This window comes from Enterococcus sp. DIV2449a (assembly GCF_051711225.1).
Taxonomy (GTDB): Bacteria; Bacillota; Bacilli; order Lactobacillales; family Enterococcaceae; genus Enterococcus_D; species Enterococcus_D casseliflavus.
Window position 1 is genome coordinate 2,896,249 of sequence record NZ_JBIOME010000001.1, and the last position, 20,189, is coordinate 2,916,437.

A 20,189-nucleotide genomic window follows, 5' to 3' on the forward strand; every position below is an offset into this window, starting at 1 on the left:
CCTGGCTCATTTGCTTCACCAGAGTTGATTTGTCGATTTTACAACATGACTATCTTACCATGTTTGGTTTTTAGATGCAATTATCTTTTTATATTTCTTTTTTGCCGTTTGTCTCCGAAATGGACATCATGAAAAGCCGCTAAAAATTCTTCATTGTTCTTCGTTTTACGCAAGAATTGAATGAATTGTTCTGTGAACTCCAAGGAATCCCCCAACATGTTGTTGCGTAAGCGCCAGGTTTCTTCCAATTGCTCGCTGCTCATCAGCAATTCCTCTTTACGGGTACCAGATTTCTTGATGTCGATCGCTGGGAAGATCCGACGTTCTGCTAAGCTGCGAGAAAGCTGCAGCTCCATATTGCCGGTTCCTTTAAACTCTTCATAGATGACATCATCCATGCGGCTGCCGGTATCCACCAGTGCGGTGGCAAGAATCGTCAAACTGCCGCCTTCTTCAATATTACGGGCAGCACCAAAAAATTTCTTTGGTTTGTACAAAGCAGCTGGATCGATCCCGCCGCTTAGTGTACGTCCGCTTGGCGGTACCACTAAGTTGTAGGCTCTTGCCAAACGAGTGATACTATCCATCAGAATCACGACATCACGCTTGTCTTCTACCAAACGCATCGCCCGTTCTAGTACCAATTCAGAAACACGGGTATGGTTGCTAGGCTGCAGGTCAAAGGTTGAAGAAACAACATCGCCTTTGACACTGCGTTCCAGATCAGTCACTTCTTCTGGGCGCTCGTCGATCAAAAGAACGATCAATTCCACCTCAGGATAGTTGTCAGTGATCCCATTGGCAATTTCTTTCAAGATGCTGGTTTTCCCAGCTTTAGGCGGAGCAACGATCAGTCCCCGTTGGCCAAAACCCACTGGCGACAGCATGTCGATCATCCGCGTAGAAAGGCGTCCTGACGTTGTTTCTAATTTTAAATGACGATTCGGATAAAGCGGCGTCAGCGCTGGAAAATGCGGACGCTCTTTGGCATCTTCTGGATCTTTGCCATTAACAGACTCAACGTGCATCAATCCATAATAGCGCTCAGATTCCTTGGGCGGGCGCGCCTTACCGGCGACTTTATCACCATTACGCAAACTAAACCGACGAATCTGTGATGAAGAAATATAGATATCTTCTGCACTCGGTCCGTAGTTGATTGGGCGTAAAAAACCGTAGCCTTCTTGGCCTACGATATCCAAGATTCCTTCCATATAAAAGAAGCCTTGTTTTTCCGCCTGCGCCCGTATCACAGCCAATGACAATTCTTTTTTATTCATCTGGCTGTAATAAGGAATTCGAAACTCTTTGGCAAAGGTGTAGATCTCTTTTAAGGTTTTGTTTTCCAACTCTGCCATCGTAAGATAATCGCTCATAATTACTCCTCTATCATTTGAATATCAGCTCCAAGAGCCGTTAGTTTTTCGATGATATGATCATAGCCGCGCAAAATATACTCGACATTAAAGACGCTGGTCGTGCCAGTCGCCATCAATCCGGCAATGACAAGACAAGCTCCTGCTCGCAAATCAGAAGCGACAACTTCTGCTCCGTGCAATTGGCTCGGTCCGCTAACAAAAATCATGTTGCCTTCTGTCGTTGCTTGTGCGCCCATCCGTGCTAATTCAGGAATATGGTTGACCCGTTTGGCGTAAATCGTGTCCATGATCTCCGACGTTCCTTTTGCTTTTAGCAATAATGGTGTGATCGGCTGTTGCAGGTCTGTGGCAAATCCTGGATAAGGATAAGTTTTCACAGTCGCTGGTTTCAAGTCTTTTGAGGGATGCACATAGATTTCATCTTCGCTGATATCCATCCGCACGCCGATTTCTTCCAATTTCGCAATGTAGCTTTCTAAATGCTCATAAATCACATTTTTGACAGTAATGCCTTCCCCCGCTGCTGCGGCTAAAGAAAGGTAGGTTCCTGCTTCGATCCGGTCTGGAATGATGGAATGACGACAACCGTGCAATTCTTCCACGCCTTCGATACGAATTTCATTGGTACCTGCACCTCTGATTTTCGCTCCCATATTATTTAAAAGGGTCGCAACATCAATGATCTCAGGTTCTCGTGCGGCATTTTCAATGATCGTTTTGCCTTTGGCTTTTACTGCTGCCAGCATCACATTGATGGTTGCTCCGATGGAGACCATATCTAGGAAGATACGTTCGCCAGTCAAGCCTTCTTCTTCGGTACGCAAATACATGGCACCATGTTCGTTGGTGACTTTTGCGCCAAGTGCTTCGAAGCCTTTAATATGCAAATCGATTGGTCGCGGACCTAAGAAGCAGCCGCCAGGCAACCCAACGACGCCTTCACCAAACTTCGCCAACAATGCCCCCATGAAATAGTAAGAAGCTCGTAGACTATTGATTTTTCCGTTAGGCATCGGGATCGAAACGATGTTTGTCGGATCGATTTCTAGCGTATTGTTTTCAAAATGGGTCTTCACACCCATGATTTCGATAATCTCAATTAATGAGTGCACGTCTTGAATGTCAGGCACTCCTTCTAAAATGACCGGTGAATCAGCTAAGATCGCTGCCGGGATCAATGCGACTGCACTGTTTTTTGCGCCGCTAATGGTGACTTCACCTTTTAAGGGACGATTGCCGTTGATGACAATTTTTTTCATGGAATTCCACCTATACTCTTTTTTAATTTATGTGTATCATTCCAATTTTAGCACAGATCACTCAAAGAAAAAAGATGCAGGATATTTTTGATCCCCGCATCAAGAATATTTTCTTGGAAAGCAAAAAAACTCTTAGAATCGGTGATTCTAAGAGTTTTGATCTTTGATTAAGATTAAGCTTTACCAGCTGAACCGAACCAGTCGATGTGTTCTTCTGCATCTTTAACGATTGCAGCAACACCTGGTGCTAATAATTTACGAGGGTCGAATCCTTTACCTTCTTTATCTTTGCCAGCTTCGATGTATTCACGAGTTGCTTTAGCAAATGATAATTGGAATTCAGTATTTACGTTTACTTTAGAAACACCCATTGAGATTGCTTTTTCGATTTGGTCTTGAGGAATACCAGAACCACCGTGTAATACTAATGGTACATCAGAACCTACTGCATCAGCGATTGCTTGTAAGTGGTCAAAAGCAAGGCCTTTCCAGTTTTCAGGGTATTGACCGTGAATGTTACCAATTCCGCAAGCTAGGTAATCAATACCAGTTGCAACCATTTGTTTACATTCTTCGATGTCAGCTAATTCGCCAGAACCGATGATTCCATCTTCTTCTCCGCCGATTGAACCAACTTCACACTCAACAGAAACGCCTTTTGCGTGTGCTTTTTCGACAACTTCTTTAGCCAATTTCAAGTTTTCTTCAAATGGTAAGTGAGAGCCATCAAACATAACAGAAGTGTAACCAACTTCGATACATTCCATTGCTGCATCATAATCACCGTGGTCTAAGTGGATTGCAACTGGAACAGTGATGTTCATTGAATCAACCAAGTTTGTAACGATGTCTTTAGCAACTTTGTATCCGCCCATATATTTGGCAGCACCCATTGAAGTTTGGATTAGAACTGGCGCTTTTTTCGCTTCAGCAGCTTTTAAAATCGCTTGTGTCCATTCTAAGTTGTTTGTGTTGAATCCGCCGACTGCATATCCGCCTTGACGAGCAGCTTTTAAGAATTCAGCTCCTGATACTACTGGCATAAAAAATTCCTCCTAAGTTTTGAAAAACTTTATTTGTTAAGCAATGCTTAACCGACAATGCTATTTTAGCAAAGATTTGCGGTATTTGCTACTAAAAAGAGGAATTTCTCTTTTCAAAAAAAGATTGCACAAATATAAAAATCCAGCATTTTCATCATCTTTTCTGAAAGTCTAGGATTCTGTAAGGTTTTGCTCTTCTGTCTGTGGTCGTTAGATAACAAATCGGCATGTGAAAATTCGAGAAAAATTTCACATATTTTTTCGTTATTTTATCATAATCTTCCAGCAAATCCTTTCTTCTTCTCTTTTGAGCATAAGAATAGCCTTGTGAAAGCGGCTATATTATTATGTAAAAAAGGAGGGATAAAATGAAAAAAGCGCTTATTGGATTTTTGGCAGTCATCGGAGTTCTTTTCTTGGCAAGCTGTAGCTCGGGGGCCAAGGAAGAAACCAAAACATTCACAATGGATCAAAATGGGGTTTCGATGGAACTGGTCTTCACTTATGAAGGCGATAAAGTAAAAACTCAGACTGCGAACAATGTCATGCCTTATTCAGCGATCGGGGTAACGACTAAAGAAGAAGCACAAACCGTGCTTGATCCGATTGCAGAACAGTATCAGCAAGTCAAAGGGTTGGACTATTCCCTCGACTATACAGATAGTGAAGCGACTGAATCATTGACCATCAATTATGATGAGTTGGATTATGATTCAGCGAAACAATTGCCTGGGGTTAGTTTCGAAGGAAACACCGAAAATGGGATCAGCATGGAACGTACAGAGGAAATGCTCTTAGATCAAGGGTATAAGCTAAAAGAATAATCCTCTCTAGGCACCAGCAAATCAACATGGGTTTCCCGCTGGCGGATTTCATTCAAACTGCTAGCGAAAAAAATAATGCATCAGCCAAAAACTTCCGGTCGTTTTGACGGAAGTTTTTTGTGTGCAGAAATGGATACCTTCTACCAACGCTCATGCAAGTTTCAACCTTTTACGGACTACTGGGATGGCGCAACTCAAAAAAACTCCCCATCTTGAGATGAGGAGTTTCGCACATTCATTGCTTGGTTTGCCGCTAGCGATTATTATGGTTGGCGGTTATCCAATGAAGCTCCAACAAAGGCTTTGATCAAGCGTTGTGGGCGAGTTGGACGAGAAATCAATTCTGGGTGGAATTGGCAACCCACGAAGAATTTGTTTTCTGGGATCTCAACGATCTCAACCAAACGATTGTCTGGTGATACACCTGAGAAAACCATCCCGTTTGCTTCAAAGATTTCACGGTATTTGTTGTTGAATTCATAACGATGACGGTGACGTTCTTGAACAACTTCTTCTCCGTCATAAGCTGCAGCTGTTTTGGTGCCTTTTTTCACTTTACATGGGTACAAGCCTAAGCGCAATGTCCCACCTAAGTTTTCGATGTTTTCTTGGTCAGCCATCAAATCAATGATGTTGTTGGCTGTTTCAGGATCGGTTTCTGCGGAATTGGCATTTTCCAAGCCAACGACATTGCGGGCATATTCCACACAAGCCATTTGCATCCCTAGACAAATCCCTAAGAATGGCACATCGTTTTCCCGAGCATATCGGATCGCTTCGATTTTTCCTTCAATCCCGCGATCACCGAATCCACCAGGAACGAGAATACCGTCTACTTCACCTAAGTAAGAATCCACGTTTTCTCGTGTGATTTCTTGGGCTTTGATCCAATCGATCTCGATGTCAGCATCAAAGGCAAAACCAGAATGTTTCAAAGCTTCGACAACTGATAGATAAGCATCTGGCAATTCCACGTATTTTCCGACTAATGCGATGCGTACTTTTTTCTTCAAATTCAGTACCTTTTCTTCCAATGCTTGCCACTCGGTCATGTCAGCAGCTGGTGCAGTCAGTTTCAAATGATCACACACGATTTGATCCATGCCTTGCGCTTGCAGTGCCAATGGGATCGAATAAAGGGTCTCAACGTCACGAGATTCGATCACGGCTTCTGGTGCCACGTCACAGAATTGTGCCAATTTGTTTTTCGTTGATTGTCCTACGGGTTGTTCTGTCCGAACGACCAAGATATTTGGTTGAATCCCTAAGCCGCGCAGTTCCTTCACACTATGTTGTGTCGGTTTGGTTTTCATTTCGCCTGCTGCTTTCAAATAAGGAATCAGCGTCGTATGGATGTACATCACATTGTCTGAACCTACGTCTGCTTTCATTTGACGCAAAGCTTCTAGAAATGGTAATGATTCAATATCCCCTACTGTACCGCCGACTTCTGTAATGATCACATCTGAATCAGTCATTTTGGCTGCCCGCATGATTTTTTCTTTGATCTCGTTGGTGATATGCGGGATCACTTGAACAGTCGCGCCTAAGTATTCTCCTTTACGCTCTTTCCGCAAAACTTCTGAATAGATTTTTCCAGTTGTTACATTTGAGTATTTGTTCAAATTGATATCGATAAAGCGTTCATAGTGACCTAAGTCTAAGTCGGTCTCTGCTCCATCATCGGTTACGAATACTTCACCATGTTGGTATGGGCTCATCGTTCCTGGATCGACGTTGATGTACGGATCGAATTTTTGAATCGTTACTTTCAAGCCGCGATTTTTCAACAGACGTCCTAATGATGCTGCTACGATCCCTTTACCAATAGAAGAAACCACACCGCCGGTTACAAAAATATATTTTGTCATAAACTGAAAAACTCCTTTAATCTATTTTACAGGAAAAGCATTTAGAAAATAATAAAAGCTCCCTATCCATAAATGAATAGGGAGCGAAAATTCTAAATCACTTTCTGACTCTTGTAAAGAGTGCCCAAACAGAATGATACATTCTCACCTAGCAAATGTCAAGAAAACTTTATTTGATTTTTTCAGAAAAAAACGAAGTTTCCAGACAAACCGCTTTACTTATTGATACAGCTGGTTCCTTCTTTTTCTCGACTAAATTCTATGATTATTCTTTCTTAAACAACCTTCATGTTTTCTGCACAACTTTTTGCAAATTTTTCATTGCTTCTTACGAAATCGTTGAACTCTCTTTGGCATAATACAAAGTGTAGATGAAGTCTGGCGCTTTACTCGTTTTGGTAAAAATGATCGGAACGTATTTCTGGTTATTTTTGGCAAAGACGAGGTGCAGGTTCGATTCCTGCCTTCTACGCTAGTGATGCGGTTGAATGGGAGCTCTGAGGATCAATCGCAGCAATCCTTAGACTATTGTTTCACCAACGAAACAAAATCAACGTTCGTCCAAGCATTTGCTGAAGCCTTGCTATAAACCCCGATTTCACAAACACCTGTTGTAATTGGAATGTCTTTGATTGTAATTTTTGTCCATTCACTGGTTTTATCAACCGCAGTATTTAGTTCCGCTCCACCATAATTTTTGATATATAACTGATTGGTATCAAACTCTCCCCCAGACATTACGTAGGCACTCAATGTGTAAGTTCCATCGCTGATGCCACTAATATTTTGATAAGCTGATGCCTCGTAAGCTTGGTCCTTCCAAAAAGTTAATTTGTAGTCTCCAAAAAAAGTCCCTGCTTCCGTTTTGATCGTACCTTCAGCTGTTCCTTGTTGAAACCACGTTTGCCAATCGGAAGGACTGGTCGTTGGTCCATCGCTCTCGAAACTTGCATTTTTAACCAGATTTGTTTGCGTCCCTGCTTGTTTAAACGCACGCAAGCTTGGCAAGGCGTTTCCAGCAAAATCAAACATCGCCTGGTTGTCCCATTCGTTTCCCATAGTGGATTGAACACCGAGATAATTCATACCTGCTTGTGTTGCCCAACTCACGTTTCCGTTGTACCAAAGAGGTTCCCAGTAAAAGAAGCCCGCCCCGCGATCATTCGGCACCGCTTGAATACGATCGGCTAGATCCAGCAAATACTCTGCTTGTCCTGACGGCGTTGGTTCATATCCCCCCGCCGCTGCTTCGGCTTCGCCAAAGACATTTGGCATAGTATCTGCATTCGCTGTTGTATGCCCATAAGCTGTTTCAACTACGATCACTTCTTTGCCATACCGTTGACTGATCGTATTCATATTGGTTTGAAGTTCATTCATTGAACCGTGCCAATACGGATAATACGATACTCCAATTAAATCAAATGACACACCCCGACTGGTGATTTCATCAAACCACCAAGTAAATGCTCCTGTATCGCCACCATCAGCTAAGTGGAGCATTACTGGAGTTGTTTTAGGTTGAGTGTCTCGAACAGCTTGGACACCAGACTTCAAAAAAGTAGCCAATCGATCAAACTCTCCCCCGTCTTCTCCCCAAGACTTGCCATAAGGCCAGAGCATGCCACTATTCAGTTCATTGCCGATCTGAACCATATCAGGATAAACGTCTAGCTGCTTCATTTCCGACAGAACGTTCTTTGTATAGTCATACAATGCCGTATTCATTTCTTCAAAGGTCAGATCTTGCCACGCTTTAGGAACATTCTGTTTCCCAGGATCAACCCAAAAATCACTGTAATGGAAATCTAGCAACACGTTGAGTCCAAGACTTTTTGCTCGTTTTGCAAGGGCAATCGTCGTTTCCAGATCATTTGTCCCTGCCCCATAACTTTCTCCGTTACTATTATAAGGATCCTGCCACAAACGCAGTCGAACATAGTTGACACCATTATTTTTTAGAATCTCTAAGGTATCTTTTGAAATACCATCTTCATAATATTTTGCACCAGATTTTTCCATATCTGACAAGATTGAAATATCTGCTCCGCGAATAAACTCGCTGGCAGATGCTTCAACTGTTTTTGAAACAGCCCCCAAAGTCCCTATCACAGCTGCAAATAAAGCGACTTTACGCAACCAAGCTCCCTTTTTCATTCATTTGCTCCTCCTTTATTGAAATTGGCTCAGAATAAATTGAACGGCTTTTTCAGGATCTCTCGTTAATCCGATATATTCTGCTCCTTTTGTCGCAACCAGCTTGATTCCTAAGCGATCGGTATCTTCTTTGATATCATCATAGTAAGAATTGACTTGCGGTGCTAAGACCACCATATCAAAATCCTTCAGCATTTCGTAATGAGAACCATAAGCACCCGCCATTGCACTGATCGGTGCTTTCGATTCAGATGCACCTTCTTTTAAAGCATTAGCTAACATCGCACTTGTCCCTGCTCCAGCACAAAGCACCAACACATTGATTTCTTTATTTGTATCGCTGATAATTTGTCTCGCTGCCACAGGTACTTCCTCACGTATAGCAGCAGAAGCACCTTCTTCGGTTGCGATCACTTCCGCTTTTTGTGCTTCTTGCTCTACTAAAACAGCATCGTATGCTTTACAAAATGGTAGATAGATCAGGAAGTCAACGACGATTAGAACCGCTGCTAAAACAAAGGCTAACACCCCCATGCCTGTTCCTAGAACCAAACCGATCGGTGCCGGAGTTGCCCAAGGTAAAACGTACATAAAACTGTTCATGCCTAGCACATCGACAAAAAACTTAAACAAGCAAACGTTTACAACTGGTGTTAACAAAAACGGAATGAAAAAATAAGGATTCAAAATCATGGGTGCTGCAAACAACAATGGTTCATTGACAGCAAAACTTACTGGAATAAAGGAAGCTTTCCCGACTGCCTTCAATTGTTTAGACTTAGCAAAGAGTAAGAAGATAAAAGGAACGACCAATGTGGCCCCAGTTCCTCCCATAGTTCCTACAAAATTTCCTAAACCGACTGTCAGTACTTTTGAAGCTTGCTCACCGGAATTGAACAATTGCAGATTGGTTTCCACATTGGCATAGATAATTGCTGCAATTGCTGGTTCCACGATCGACGGTCCATGAACACCGACAAACCAAAATAGCGCCATCGCTCCCCAGATAATAGCGATTCCTAAATAACCGTCGGCTGCTGTGAATAATGGCTGCAGCACAGTAATGATTGCTTCTGCAAATGAGATTTGGAAAATTTGCCGAATACCTAAATCAATTAAAACGGCCGCAAATACTGAAAAAGAGAAAGGAAAAATATCTCGGAAGGTTTGCGAAATCGTACCAGGAACTTCTTTAGGCATCTTAATGGTAATATCTTTCAGCACACAAAACTTATATAAATTAACTGTTAAAAATGCAGCGACAAAGGACGCCAAAAGCCCCTTTGTCCCCATGTATTCCGTTGAAAATCCGCCTTCGATTGGAGAGACGCTTAACAACAGGAAACTTACCACAGAAGCCAGCATCACAGAAGTCGTGTTGATTACTTTGTTTTTCGGTAAGCGGCGATTCATCGAATCAGCCAAGCAGCGAGCAGTGGTTGCTGAAACAAGTAACCCTACAACCCCCATCGAATAATTATAGACTTTCCACAACCAAGTGGAGACAGCTTCAGGCCATTGGTAACCAAAAATCTCAGGAACCGCAGCAATCAAAATGAATATGCTTGAGAATAAAATAGCCGGCATCGCTGTTAAAAATCCGTCACGAACGGCTCCCAGATAACTATTGCGTGAGATTTTTTCAAAAAACGGTTTCCCTTTTTCGATTTGTTTAATGATTCCATCCATAGCGTTCTTCTCCTATCCTTGATTCTGCTTGTACAGTGCAATAAAGTCTTGAATCAGATCTCTCAGCAACAAAGTGGTCATTAAATGATCCTGTCCATGGATAAAAATGAATCCCATCTCCATCTCTTTTCCCGATGCTTCTTCCGCTAAAATTTTCGTTTGCGAATTGTGTGCAAGGGTTAAATTTTCGTCGGCTTCTTTCAGTGCTGAATCAACATGCTCAAAGTTCCCTTGTCTTACTTCTTTCAATAATTTCAATAATGTACTGCGAGCGTCCCCTGAATAAGCAACGATCTCAAAACCAAGCATTTGTAATTCCTCTTTATTCATCTTTTCTTCCTCCATTATTACTTATTAAATAATCGTTTTGGTTTCACTAACTAATTTGTACCAGTATGCTGACTCTTTCGGGTAACGCTTCTGGGTTTCAAAATCAACATAAAACAAGCCATACCTTTTGTTATACCCATTTGTCCATGAGAAAAGATCCATAAGCGACCACAAAAAATATCCCTTCACATTTACCCCAGCTGTTATCGCCTTGCTTAAGGATTCCAAATAGACTCTCAAATAGTCGATTCTCGGCTGATCCATAATGATGCCATCTTCAAACTGGTCTTTATACCCCATGCCGTTTTCAGTGATATAGATTTTGTTGTAATGCGGGTAATCGCTTTTAATTCGCAACAACAAGTCATAAAGCCCTTCTGGATAAATCAGCCAGTCCCAATCTGTTCGAGGAATTCCTTCTTTATAAATGCGTTCTCCGATCCCCTTCACTTTATAAACAGAGGTCCCTTTTTCACCCGTGCCATTATGATGGATCGCGTTTTCTCCATCGTAAGCTTTGACAAAATGGCATTGGTAGTGATTGATCCCTAAATAGTCATTACGCGTGGAGGCTTTTTTCAATTCGACAAAATCTTCTTCAGGAAAATGATAGCTGGCCTGATTTGCTTCACATATCTCATCAAGAGCAGTCAAGGTTTCAGTTGAATAGAAGCCTAAATAAGTAGCATCTAATAAGAAGCGGATCGACAATGCATCGTCTAAAAAGGCTGCATGCTTATCTTCTGGAGCATCTGTTGCCGCATATTTCGTCTCCAATGAGTGAACGACACCGATTTCGCCTGGAAGTTCGTTTTCTTTGAAATAGTTCACTACACGTGCATGGGCAACCATCATATTATGAAGACAGGCGATGATTTTTGTAAAATCATATTTGATTCCTGGCGGGAAAACGCCTAACAAATATTGATTGGTCGCAACAGGATAGATTTCATTAAAGGTACTCCACACTTTCACTTCTTTGAATTCATGAAAACAAAAAATGGCATAGGAAACGAATGCTTCTATTGTTTCTCGATTCAAAAAATCTCCCTGGTCAAACAAACGTTTAGGGGTATCAAAATGATGCAATGTCACAAACGGCGTTACGTTTCTTTTCGCACATTCTTCGAACACACGATGATAAAAAGCGATTCCTTCTGGGTTCGGTTCCCCATCACCATCAGGAAAAATTCGACTCCATGCAATGGATAATCTTAGCCCATTCACACCAAATCGTTCACACAATTCAATATCCTTTGCATATTGATGATAAAAATCACTTGCCGGATCGGGACTGAATCTACCCTGTTCCTCTAAAAAATCATCCCAAGCAACAGCGCCTTTGCCGCCTTCCTTAGTGGCTCCTTCAACCTGATAGGCTGCTGTGGCTCCACCAAAAATAAAATCTTCTGGTAATTTAAGCATGTACATCTCTCCTCAAATCTATAATCAGTTTCCACACTTTCTAACTGATTGAATTGTAATCGCATCCAAAACATTTGTCAACAAAAACAAACATAAATAATCACAAAAATCGAAGAAAAAATGATAAAAACCATTGAAATAAACATGTATCACGCAAATAATTGTTTGTTTTTGTTTGAAACAGATTGACTGTTATCCGATTATATGGTAGATTATCCTTAAATTAGAGGTGAAGACGATGCTGAAAAAAGAAAGATTGTTTACTATCGTAGAAATGGTCAATAAAAAAGGAATCCTTACCGTTAATGAAATCATCAATCAATTAGATGTTTCTGATATGACCGTTCGCAGAGATTTAGATGAATTAGAAAAATCGGGCAAGCTGCTACGTGTCCATGGAGGGGCGCAAAGTCTTTCCTACACTTTAGATCAAGAACTTTCTCACACCGAAAAAGCCACTCTGCAGATTCAAGAAAAAAAAGAAATTGCTGCCGCAGCAGCCTCCTCAATTCAAGAAGGCGAAACAATTTTTTTAGGACCAGGTACAACAATCGAACTTTTGGCGACCCATTTACTGAACAAGAAAATTCGGATTATTACAAACAATTACCCGGTTTTTGATATTCTTGCGCAAGCAGATGGACCAGAAATTTTACTAATTGGTGGTGATTTCCGTAAAAATACCGGCGCATTTGTTGGACCAATCACCAACGACAATTTAAGAAGACTAAAGTTTACAAAAGCATTTATCAGTTCAAATGGCGTTCACAACGAAGCAATTTCTACTTACAGTACAGAAGAAGGAGAAGCGCAGCAGATCGCATTAAATAATTCTCGCAAGAAATATCTGCTCGTTGATAACAAAAAGTTCAATCGGGATGATTTTTATGTGTTTTATAATTTACATGATTTCGATTTACTCATTACGGATCGCCAGATCTCGCGAGAGGTTCAAGAGCACTATGCACAATATGTCGATCTGCAAATTGCTGATTCAACCGAAAATACCACTATAGGAGCGTAACTATGAAAGGGATTATTTTTGATTTCAACGGAACAATGTTTTTGGACTCTCATCTACATGAAGCTGCTTGGCTGCACATGATTCATGATCATACAAAAGATGGTTTATCAGATGAGGATATTTTAAAAAATATCCATGGTCGAACGAATACGGAGATTTTAAAACATTTCATTTCAGAACATTTGACCGCCTCTGAGATCGCCGTATTGTCAGAAGAAAAAGAAAGCTATTATCGTATGCTTTGCTTGCAAAATAAGAACGATCTCCAATTGACAAAGGGGCTTGAAGCGACTCTTGATCAGCTGACTGACCAGCAGATTCCATTAACGATCGCCACCGCTACTGTTAAAGAGAATGTTGCTTTTTATTTTGATACTTTCGATTTAGCTCGCTGGTTTGATTGGGATAAGATCGTCTATGACGATGGCTCTTTTCCTGGAAAACCGCAACCGGATATTTTTCTTAAAGCGGCTGGCAAATTGGGCTTAGCTCCTGCAGATTGTCTTGTTATCGAAGATGCTTATTCAGGTTTGCTTGCTGCCAAGCGTGCTGGGATTGGAACAATTATCGCAATTGATCCATTCGGTAAGAATAAATCAGTATTTGAACAGGCACAGCTAAATAAAGATGGAACCATCAAAGATTTTACTGATTTTTGGACAGAGCACCTGTCAAAAGTTTTCGTTAAATCATAATATTCCATACAAAAAGCGGCTCAACCAAGAAATCTTGATTGAGCCACTTTGTTATTATTTGTTTCCATTTTCTAATTCCGACGGTTGTTATTACCGAATAAAATAATCAAACGTAAGAGCTGCAATAAGGTTGCTACGGCAGCTGCGACATACGTCAACGCTGCGGCAAAGAGCACTCTTCTTGCTTGTGGTACTTCATCTTCTGTTAACAAGCCACCATCTGCCAAAATACGGATCGCCCGTTTTGAGGCATCGAACTCGACTGGCAAGGTCACTAATTGGAAAATAAACGCCAATGAGAAAGCCAACAAGCCTAAGTTGATCAGAAACGATCCTCGTAATAGGACCCCAATCAAAATCAATGGGATCGAGATGCTGGTTCCGATATTAGCGATCGGTACGATCGCATGACGCAAACGCAAAGGAAAATAACCTTTGGCATCTTGGACTGCGTGTCCACACTCATGGGCCGCAACACCGATTGCTGCTACCGAAGTTGATTGTGCAGTGGATTGCGATAAACTCAGCATTTTGTTGCCAGAATTGTAATTATCCGTCAAATCACCAGCGATCGCTTGCACACCCACATTATTGATTCCTTGGCTTTGCAAGATGTACTGCGCCGCTTTTGTGCCGGTAATATTATTTTTACTTCTGACTTTGTCATATTTGTTAAAGGTACTTTTGACGTACGCTGACGCTGCTAGTGAAATCACCATACCGATAATTACAAGAATGAAAGTCGGGTCATAAAAAAAGCCGAACCCGTATCCGCCCATACCATACACGATAAAATTCCCCCTTTTAATCTTTGACCTTATTTTACCATTAAAGTGGTGAAAAAATTATGAAGATGACTGGAAGATTTTGTTTTTAACCTTTTTTTACAAATTCTGATTTTAGTTTCATTGCGCCGAAGCCATCGATCTTGCAATCAATGTTGTGGTCGCCTTCGACTAATTTGATGTTTTTCACTTTCGTTCCTTGTTTGATGGCGCCAGATGCGCCTTTGACTTTCAAGTCTTTGATGACCGTTACTGTATCGCCATCGACTAAAATATTGCCGTTGGCATCTTTATATACGGGTGCTTCTTCCATCGCTTGTTGCTCTTGCCATTCGTTTCCGCATTCAGGACAAACAAACAGCCCGCGGTCTTCATAAGCGTATTCAGATTGGCAATTTGGACAGTTAGGAATTTGAGTCATAGTGTTGCTCCTTTAAAATATAATTTTCGCTGTAAAAAAACAACTCACCATCAGCATACCGAAAAACCATTAGCGGTGCAACCAAAAATCAGTGACCTGTAAGTAAAAAAAATCGCTTCTGTAGAGTAATAACAGAAGCGATAACTCAAGTGTATTCGAAAAGGAACTACAAAGCGTTGGGTATTATTTTGAGAAATGATTCGCACAAGCATCGCCGACCCACTGGATGATTTGTACCAGAAGAATCAGCAGGAGAATCACCACAATCAAAATCGCCGTTTCATAGCGATAATAACCATACTGAATTGCTAAATCGCCAATGCCGCCTGCGCCAATTGTTCCCACCATCGCTGAGTAGCCTAAAAGACTGATCAAAGTTAGCACAAATCCGCGAATCAAAGCTGGCAGACTTTCTGGTAAAATCACTTCGCGAACGATCTGTCTCGTCGATGCTCCAGAAGCGACGCTGGCTTCAAGGACGCCATAGTCGATTTCGGCAAATGCGGATTCAGCGATTCGGGCGTAAAAAGGAATCGCGGCAATCGATAAAGCAATCGCACCACCCGCTGGGGTATAAGGATCACCGATCAGCATCGCTGATAACGGAATCAGCGTAATCAATAAGATCAAAAATGGCAGCGAACGGATTGCATTGACGACAAAATCGGCCAGATGATGCAAGAAAATATTTTTATGAAAAAGGTTACTGCCGACTAAAAACAGGACTAATCCAATCAATAAGCCGAAAACTACTCCTATAATTGCTGAGGTCCCCACCATAAAGAATGTTTCCCATAGTGCTTGAGGCAGGTTTGTTTTTAAAATCTCAATCGTTTCAGCCATTTTTCTCACCTATCTTTCTTAGAGAAAAGACGTTCGCAGCTAAGTGTTCTCGGGCTTTTGCTGCTTCTTCGTCGGGTCCCGTCAAATAGATATACAAAATACCGATCACATCTTTTTTGATATACTCAATTTTCCCATGGATGATATTGATCGACACATCGTAGGCTTTCGCTACAGTCGAAATCAGCGGTTCTAACGTATACTCACCTTGGTAGCGCAATTCCAGCAAGTCGCCTTGCGTGAAAGATGCTAGAATCTCTTCAGGAAGCGTCAGATCCAAGTAGCGGCCTACCAGTTTTTTTGTAATAGGCTGTTTAGGCTGACTGAACAAGCCATAGGTCGTTTGTTCTTCAACAATGCGCCCCTTTTCCATCACTGCCACCCGATCAAAAAACTTACGGGCAACATCCAATTCATGAGTGATAAAGACGATGGTGATGCCTGTCTGTTCCTTGATTCGGATCAACAATTTCAAAATTTCTTCAGTCGTTTCAACATCTAACGCACTGGTAGCTTCGTCACACAACAAAATCTCAGGTTCGTTGGCAATCGCTCGTGCAATGCCGATCCGTTGCTTTTCTCCCCCAGACAAATTATTCGGATACTCGTGAATTTTGTGAGGCAGATCCACCATTTCCAACAGTTCCTTGATCCTCGCTTCTTGCTGATCTTTCGGATAATCACCAGCGCGCAAAGCAAAGGCTAAATTTTCCTTGATGGTTCGATTATGGATCAGATTGAAATGCTGAAAGATCATCCCGATTTTTTGTCGTACTTCACGCAAGTGTTTGCCTTTGGCTTGCGTGATGTCTTGACCATCAATCAGAATTTGACCGCTAGAGGGCACCTGCAGTAGATTCAACGTACGAACCAAGGTACTTTTCCCAGCCCCGCTCAATCCGACGATCCCGTATACTTCTCCAGCTTGAACGGAAAAATCAACGGAATCCACTGCTTTTTTGATTTGTTTTTTATGAGTGAATGTCACTGATACTTGTTTTACTTCTATTTTTGCCATAAGGTATGCCCTTCTTACTCAGTCCAAAATTTCGGTTGATCAAAGTTGCTGAACGGTGATTCGGCAATCGCTTCTTTAAATGCGTCACTTTCTAATACTTCCGTAACTGCCTTAGCAAAATCACTGTCTTCTTCTTCGGTGGACACCACAAAGACATTTTTATATTCTTCTTTCAACGACTCCAACGCCAAAGCATCTGCAGGATCAAGAGAAGCCGCCCAAGCGAAGTTTCCTGGTACTAAAGCTAAATCGACTGTATCTAACGAACGAGCCAATTGGGCTGCGTCTAATTCTTTAAATGTCAGATTCTTCGGATTTTCTTCGATATCATTCACCGTTGCCTTCGTTTCGTCGATATTGTCTGCGATGGTGATCAACTCATTGGCAGCTAACAGTTGCAAGGTCCGAGCTAAATTTGAGGCATCATTGGCAATCGAAACAGTCGCCCCGTCTGCTAACTCATCCAAGCTGGACAGTTGCTTCGAATAGATGCCCATTCCCAATGTTGGCACTTTTTGTAATGCCGTAAGAGATAACTGGTTATCTGCCGAAAATTTTTCTAGATAGGCCGTATGCTGAAACAAATTGGCATCGATTTGTCCATTCGCCAAGGCATTGTTCGGCTGAATATAATCATTAAACACTTTGGTCGTTAGTTGATACCCTTTTTCTTCCAGTAATGGAGAGATCACCTCTGTCACCATATCCCCATATGGTCCAGGTGCCACTCCAACGACTTTTTCTTCCACTGCATCTACACTATTTTCACCAGACTGTGTATCCTCCGTGCTGCTAGTATTGCTACAAGCTGCCAATGTAATTAAGACAGCAGCAGCAACTAACCCAACGATTCCCTTTTTCAACTGTTTCATTTTTTAGTTCCCCCTTTTTATAATAAAAAAACGTCCTTTCTCCATCATAGAGAAAGGACGAAACAACCATGTTCGTGGTACCACCTTTAATTCATTGGCACAAGCTGCCAACCTTATCAGTTTATCAACTGCTTTGCTGTAACGGGCAATCCCGCTGCACGCTTGCTTTTGCTCACGTCCAAACGCTCCAAGGCCATCTTCAGTCAAACGGCTGTGCTCTTTCTCACCAATCCGAGCTCTCTGATCCAATCGAAACTGACTTACTCTTCTTATCATCGCGTGTTTTTAAGTTGTGTTTAACTATACGATAGCCTCAAATGAATGTCAATTCTTTTTTTCACGAAAAAACCATCTTTTTACAATGATTTTCACGGCGTTTATACAGTCAAATTCTCATCTAAAATCAAGCCTTCAGAGACCATAACCGCATCACCGATCAATTCTAATGCGCCCTGATCAACATCAACTTCTACCGTTAACTCGCCACCTAACACGTGCAGCAAGACATTCGCTGCCGCTTGCTGGTGACGTTTGGTCACGACATACGCAGTGGCACCAGAACCTGTGCCGCACGCATAGGTAAAACCTTCCACCCCTCGTTCATACGTGCGAACGATCAGATCACCCTTGTCATCTTCTTCATAGAAATTGACATTCGCCCCTTTGGGGAAAACCTCCCAATAGCGTATCTCTTTGGCAAGTTCAGCCAGCTGTTCCAACTCAGTTTCTGCCAGACCAGGATAGTGAACCACCGCATGAGGAATTCCTGGATCACCCAATTCCACATAGTCCACGAAAGAAACCATTGGATTCGGGTACGCTTGATCAAATGTAGTCACGGTCGGTGGATTCAAGGTTACTTTGTAGTGTTTTGCCGACAAGCGCCATGCGGGGACATCGCCAGCAACTGTTTCGATGGTCATCTGCTCGCCAGCAATTCCCTTCTCAAAGGCATAGCGGGCAATACAGCGAGCGCCGTTGCCGCACATTTCTGCTTCGGTCCCATCAGCATTGTAAAACCGCATCCGAAAATCAGCGGTTCCTGTGGGAAAATCCACTGCCATGACTGCATCCGCGCCAACAGAAAATTTCCGATGGCAAACCTGAGCAGCAAATTGCGACAGTTGTTCATGGGAGAATTTCAATGTGCGGTTATCGATTACGATAAAATCATTTCCTGCACCTTGCATTTTTGTATAAGGAATCGTCATGTTGTCACCTGCTTTTCAAAATTTTACTTGCTGGAAGCTCCCTCTTTTAGAAACGAAGGAACCACTTCATTTTGCAGCATTTGCTCGTAGGACTGGCGTTTAACGGCTAATTCCGCTTGGCCGTTTTCCACAAAGACGACTGCAGGAATCTGTAAATTATTGTAGCTGCTGGCCATCGAATAGCCATAAGCTCCTGTTGCGAACGTAGCAAACAGATCCCCAGTTTCAACGGGCGGTAATGCAAGATCTTTTACTAAGATGTCCGTGCTCTCACAAGCTTTGCCAGAAATGGTGATCTTTTGTGTCGCAGCTTCGGAAGCGCGGTTGGCTAAGATTCCAGTGTATGTTGCTTGATAAAGACCTGGACGAATATTGTCTGTCATGCCACCGTCAATGCTGGCGTATGTTCTGATTCCTGGCAATGTCTTGATACTGCCGATGGTGTGCAAACTGATACCTGCTTCTGCGACGATACTACGCCCAGGTTCAATAACGATGGTCGGACGTTCGCTCTGGTGCTGCGCATAAAAGGCGTCGATTTTTTCCATCACAGGATCTAAAAAGTAGCTGTAGGGTTGGCGAATATCTGCATCTGTGTATCGAACGCCAAAGCCGCCGCCAACATTTAGTTCTTTGATCCAATAATCAAAGCGTTCATGAATGGTTTGGACAAGGGCCAAAGCCGCATCAACTGCCGCTAGATGTGAGCGATTGTCCGACAATTGACTGCCGACATGAAAATGCAGGCCATAGAAATCCAATTCAGGTGCTTGAATCACTTCTTCCACTAACGGAAATAAGATTTCTTCATCTAAAGGAATCCCGAATTTCGAATCTTTTTGTCCGGTCGAGATAAATTGATGGGTGCTGACCGAAACCTCGGGTGTGATGCGCAACAAAATTTTAGCAACGACTTGCTTTTCTTGACATAACGCGCGGATCAAGCCGACTTCTTGAATGCCATCAACGATGATCCGTCCTACGCCATAATCAAGGGCGGCTGCTAATTCTTCAATCGATTTATTATTGCCGTTAAACTCGATGTGTTCTGCTGGAAAATCAGCTTGGATCGCTGTATACAGCTCTCCACCGCTAACCACGTCTAATGAGAGTCCTTCTGACTTGATCACTTGCAGCATTGCTGTGGTGCAGAAAGCTTTAGCGGCATAGGCTGCCCGTGTCTTGCTGTAGCGCGTCAAAAACTGCGCCTGAATCTTTTGGCATTCTTCGCGAATCTCCGAAACGGAATACACGTAAAGGGGGGTTCCGAAGGTTTTTGCCAGCTCAACGGTATCACAACCGTCAATGTATAAGTGATTGTTCTTGATTTCTTTTGCCATCGC

At 42.3% G+C, this 20,189-nt stretch carries 18 protein-coding genes and 1 other annotated feature; of the genes, 3 read left to right on the top strand and 15 right to left on the bottom strand.

Going from position 1 to position 20,189, the window contains the following annotated elements:
• Positions 1-80 precede the first annotated feature (80 nt).
• The 3 genes from rho to IGI76_RS13810 form a co-directional block, all read right to left on the bottom strand.
• Positions 81-1,376, bottom strand: a complete 1,296-nt coding sequence (gene rho / locus IGI76_RS13800; protein WP_005228301.1) for a transcription termination factor Rho — start codon at positions 1,374-1,376, stop codon at positions 81-83.
• Positions 1,377-1,378: 2 nt separating this feature from the next.
• On the bottom strand, positions 1,379-2,638 hold the full coding sequence (locus IGI76_RS13805; RefSeq protein ID WP_060791464.1) for a UDP-N-acetylglucosamine 1-carboxyvinyltransferase: 1,260 nt from the start codon (positions 2,636-2,638) through the stop codon (positions 1,379-1,381).
• 173 nt (positions 2,639-2,811) lie between these two features.
• Positions 2,812-3,681: a class II fructose-bisphosphate aldolase gene (locus IGI76_RS13810; protein ID WP_005228297.1), complete on the bottom strand. Its 870-nt coding sequence runs from the start codon at positions 3,679-3,681 to the stop codon at positions 2,812-2,814.
• A gap of 368 nt (positions 3,682-4,049) precedes the next feature.
• Here IGI76_RS13810 and IGI76_RS13815 point away from each other — a divergent pair, with 368 nt between their 5' ends.
• Positions 4,050-4,505 carry a YehR family lipoprotein gene (locus tag IGI76_RS13815; RefSeq protein ID WP_005233973.1) on the top strand — a complete coding sequence of 152 codons (456 nt, stop codon included), beginning with the start codon at positions 4,050-4,052 and terminating at the stop codon, positions 4,503-4,505.
• Positions 4,506-4,768: 263 nt separating this feature from the next.
• Here IGI76_RS13815 and IGI76_RS13820 read toward each other — a convergent pair whose 3' ends face one another.
• From IGI76_RS13820 to lacG, 5 genes are all read right to left on the bottom strand, one after another.
• Entirely contained in the window at positions 4,769-6,376 is a 1,608-nt protein-coding gene (locus IGI76_RS13820) for a CTP synthase (protein WP_060791466.1), read from the bottom strand.
• Between the two features lie 525 nt (positions 6,377-6,901).
• Positions 6,902-8,533, bottom strand: a complete 1,632-nt coding sequence (locus IGI76_RS13825; RefSeq protein WP_438781638.1) for a glycoside hydrolase family 53 protein — start codon at positions 8,531-8,533, stop codon at positions 6,902-6,904.
• 15 nt (positions 8,534-8,548) lie between these two features.
• Complete coding sequence (locus IGI76_RS13830; protein ID WP_010749966.1) at positions 8,549-10,222, bottom strand: PTS lactose transporter subunit IIBC; 1,674 nt, start codon at positions 10,220-10,222, stop codon at positions 8,549-8,551.
• A 12-nt stretch (positions 10,223-10,234) separates the two neighbouring features.
• The gene (locus IGI76_RS13835; RefSeq protein ID WP_010749967.1) at positions 10,235-10,552 is read right to left on the bottom strand and encodes a PTS lactose/cellobiose transporter subunit IIA; all 318 of its coding nucleotides are present in this window, start codon (positions 10,550-10,552) and stop codon (positions 10,235-10,237) included.
• Positions 10,553-10,576: 24 nt separating this feature from the next.
• Positions 10,577-11,977: a 6-phospho-beta-galactosidase gene (gene lacG, locus IGI76_RS13840; RefSeq protein ID WP_060791468.1), complete on the bottom strand. Its 1,401-nt coding sequence runs from the start codon at positions 11,975-11,977 to the stop codon at positions 10,577-10,579.
• 238 nt (positions 11,978-12,215) lie between these two features.
• On the opposite strand from lacG, the gene IGI76_RS13845 reads away from it, so the two are divergent.
• Together IGI76_RS13845 and IGI76_RS13850 are read left to right on the top strand one after the other, a co-directional pair.
• Positions 12,216-13,001 (top strand): DeoR/GlpR family DNA-binding transcription regulator, encoded by a 786-nt coding sequence (locus IGI76_RS13845; protein ID WP_010749969.1) that lies wholly within the window; start codon positions 12,216-12,218, stop codon positions 12,999-13,001.
• A gap of 2 nt (positions 13,002-13,003) precedes the next feature.
• A complete protein-coding gene (locus IGI76_RS13850) occupies positions 13,004-13,696 on the top strand; it encodes an HAD family hydrolase (RefSeq protein ID WP_010749970.1) in 693 nt (230 codons plus the stop codon).
• A gap of 71 nt (positions 13,697-13,767) precedes the next feature.
• Here IGI76_RS13850 and IGI76_RS13855 read toward each other — a convergent pair whose 3' ends face one another.
• From IGI76_RS13855 to lysA, 7 genes are all read right to left on the bottom strand, one after another.
• On the bottom strand, positions 13,768-14,475 hold the full coding sequence (locus tag IGI76_RS13855; RefSeq protein ID WP_005228270.1) for a zinc metallopeptidase: 708 nt from the start codon (positions 14,473-14,475) through the stop codon (positions 13,768-13,770).
• A gap of 94 nt (positions 14,476-14,569) precedes the next feature.
• On the bottom strand, positions 14,570-14,902 hold the full coding sequence (locus IGI76_RS13860; protein ID WP_010749972.1) for a zinc ribbon domain-containing protein YjdM: 333 nt from the start codon (positions 14,900-14,902) through the stop codon (positions 14,570-14,572).
• Positions 14,903-15,085: 183 nt separating this feature from the next.
• Positions 15,086-15,745 (bottom strand): methionine ABC transporter permease, encoded by a 660-nt coding sequence (locus tag IGI76_RS13865; protein WP_016609383.1) that lies wholly within the window; start codon positions 15,743-15,745, stop codon positions 15,086-15,088.
• On the bottom strand, positions 15,738-16,763 hold the full coding sequence (locus tag IGI76_RS13870) for a methionine ABC transporter ATP-binding protein (RefSeq protein ID WP_060791469.1): 1,026 nt from the start codon (positions 16,761-16,763) through the stop codon (positions 15,738-15,740). Before IGI76_RS13870 ends, IGI76_RS13865 begins: the two co-directional genes overlap by 8 nt.
• A gap of 14 nt (positions 16,764-16,777) precedes the next feature.
• On the bottom strand, positions 16,778-17,635 hold the full coding sequence (locus tag IGI76_RS13875) for a MetQ/NlpA family ABC transporter substrate-binding protein (protein WP_060791470.1): 858 nt from the start codon (positions 17,633-17,635) through the stop codon (positions 16,778-16,780).
• Positions 17,636-17,685: 50 nt separating this feature from the next.
• Positions 17,686-17,920 (bottom strand) — a binding site (T-box leader).
• Positions 17,921-18,012: 92 nt separating this feature from the next.
• Positions 18,013-18,846 (bottom strand): diaminopimelate epimerase, encoded by an 834-nt coding sequence (gene dapF / locus IGI76_RS13880; protein ID WP_005228261.1) that lies wholly within the window; start codon positions 18,844-18,846, stop codon positions 18,013-18,015.
• Positions 18,847-18,869: 23 nt separating this feature from the next.
• Complete coding sequence (gene lysA / locus IGI76_RS13885) at positions 18,870-20,186, bottom strand: diaminopimelate decarboxylase (protein ID WP_010749977.1); 1,317 nt, start codon at positions 20,184-20,186, stop codon at positions 18,870-18,872.
• Positions 20,187-20,189 lie beyond the last annotated feature (3 nt).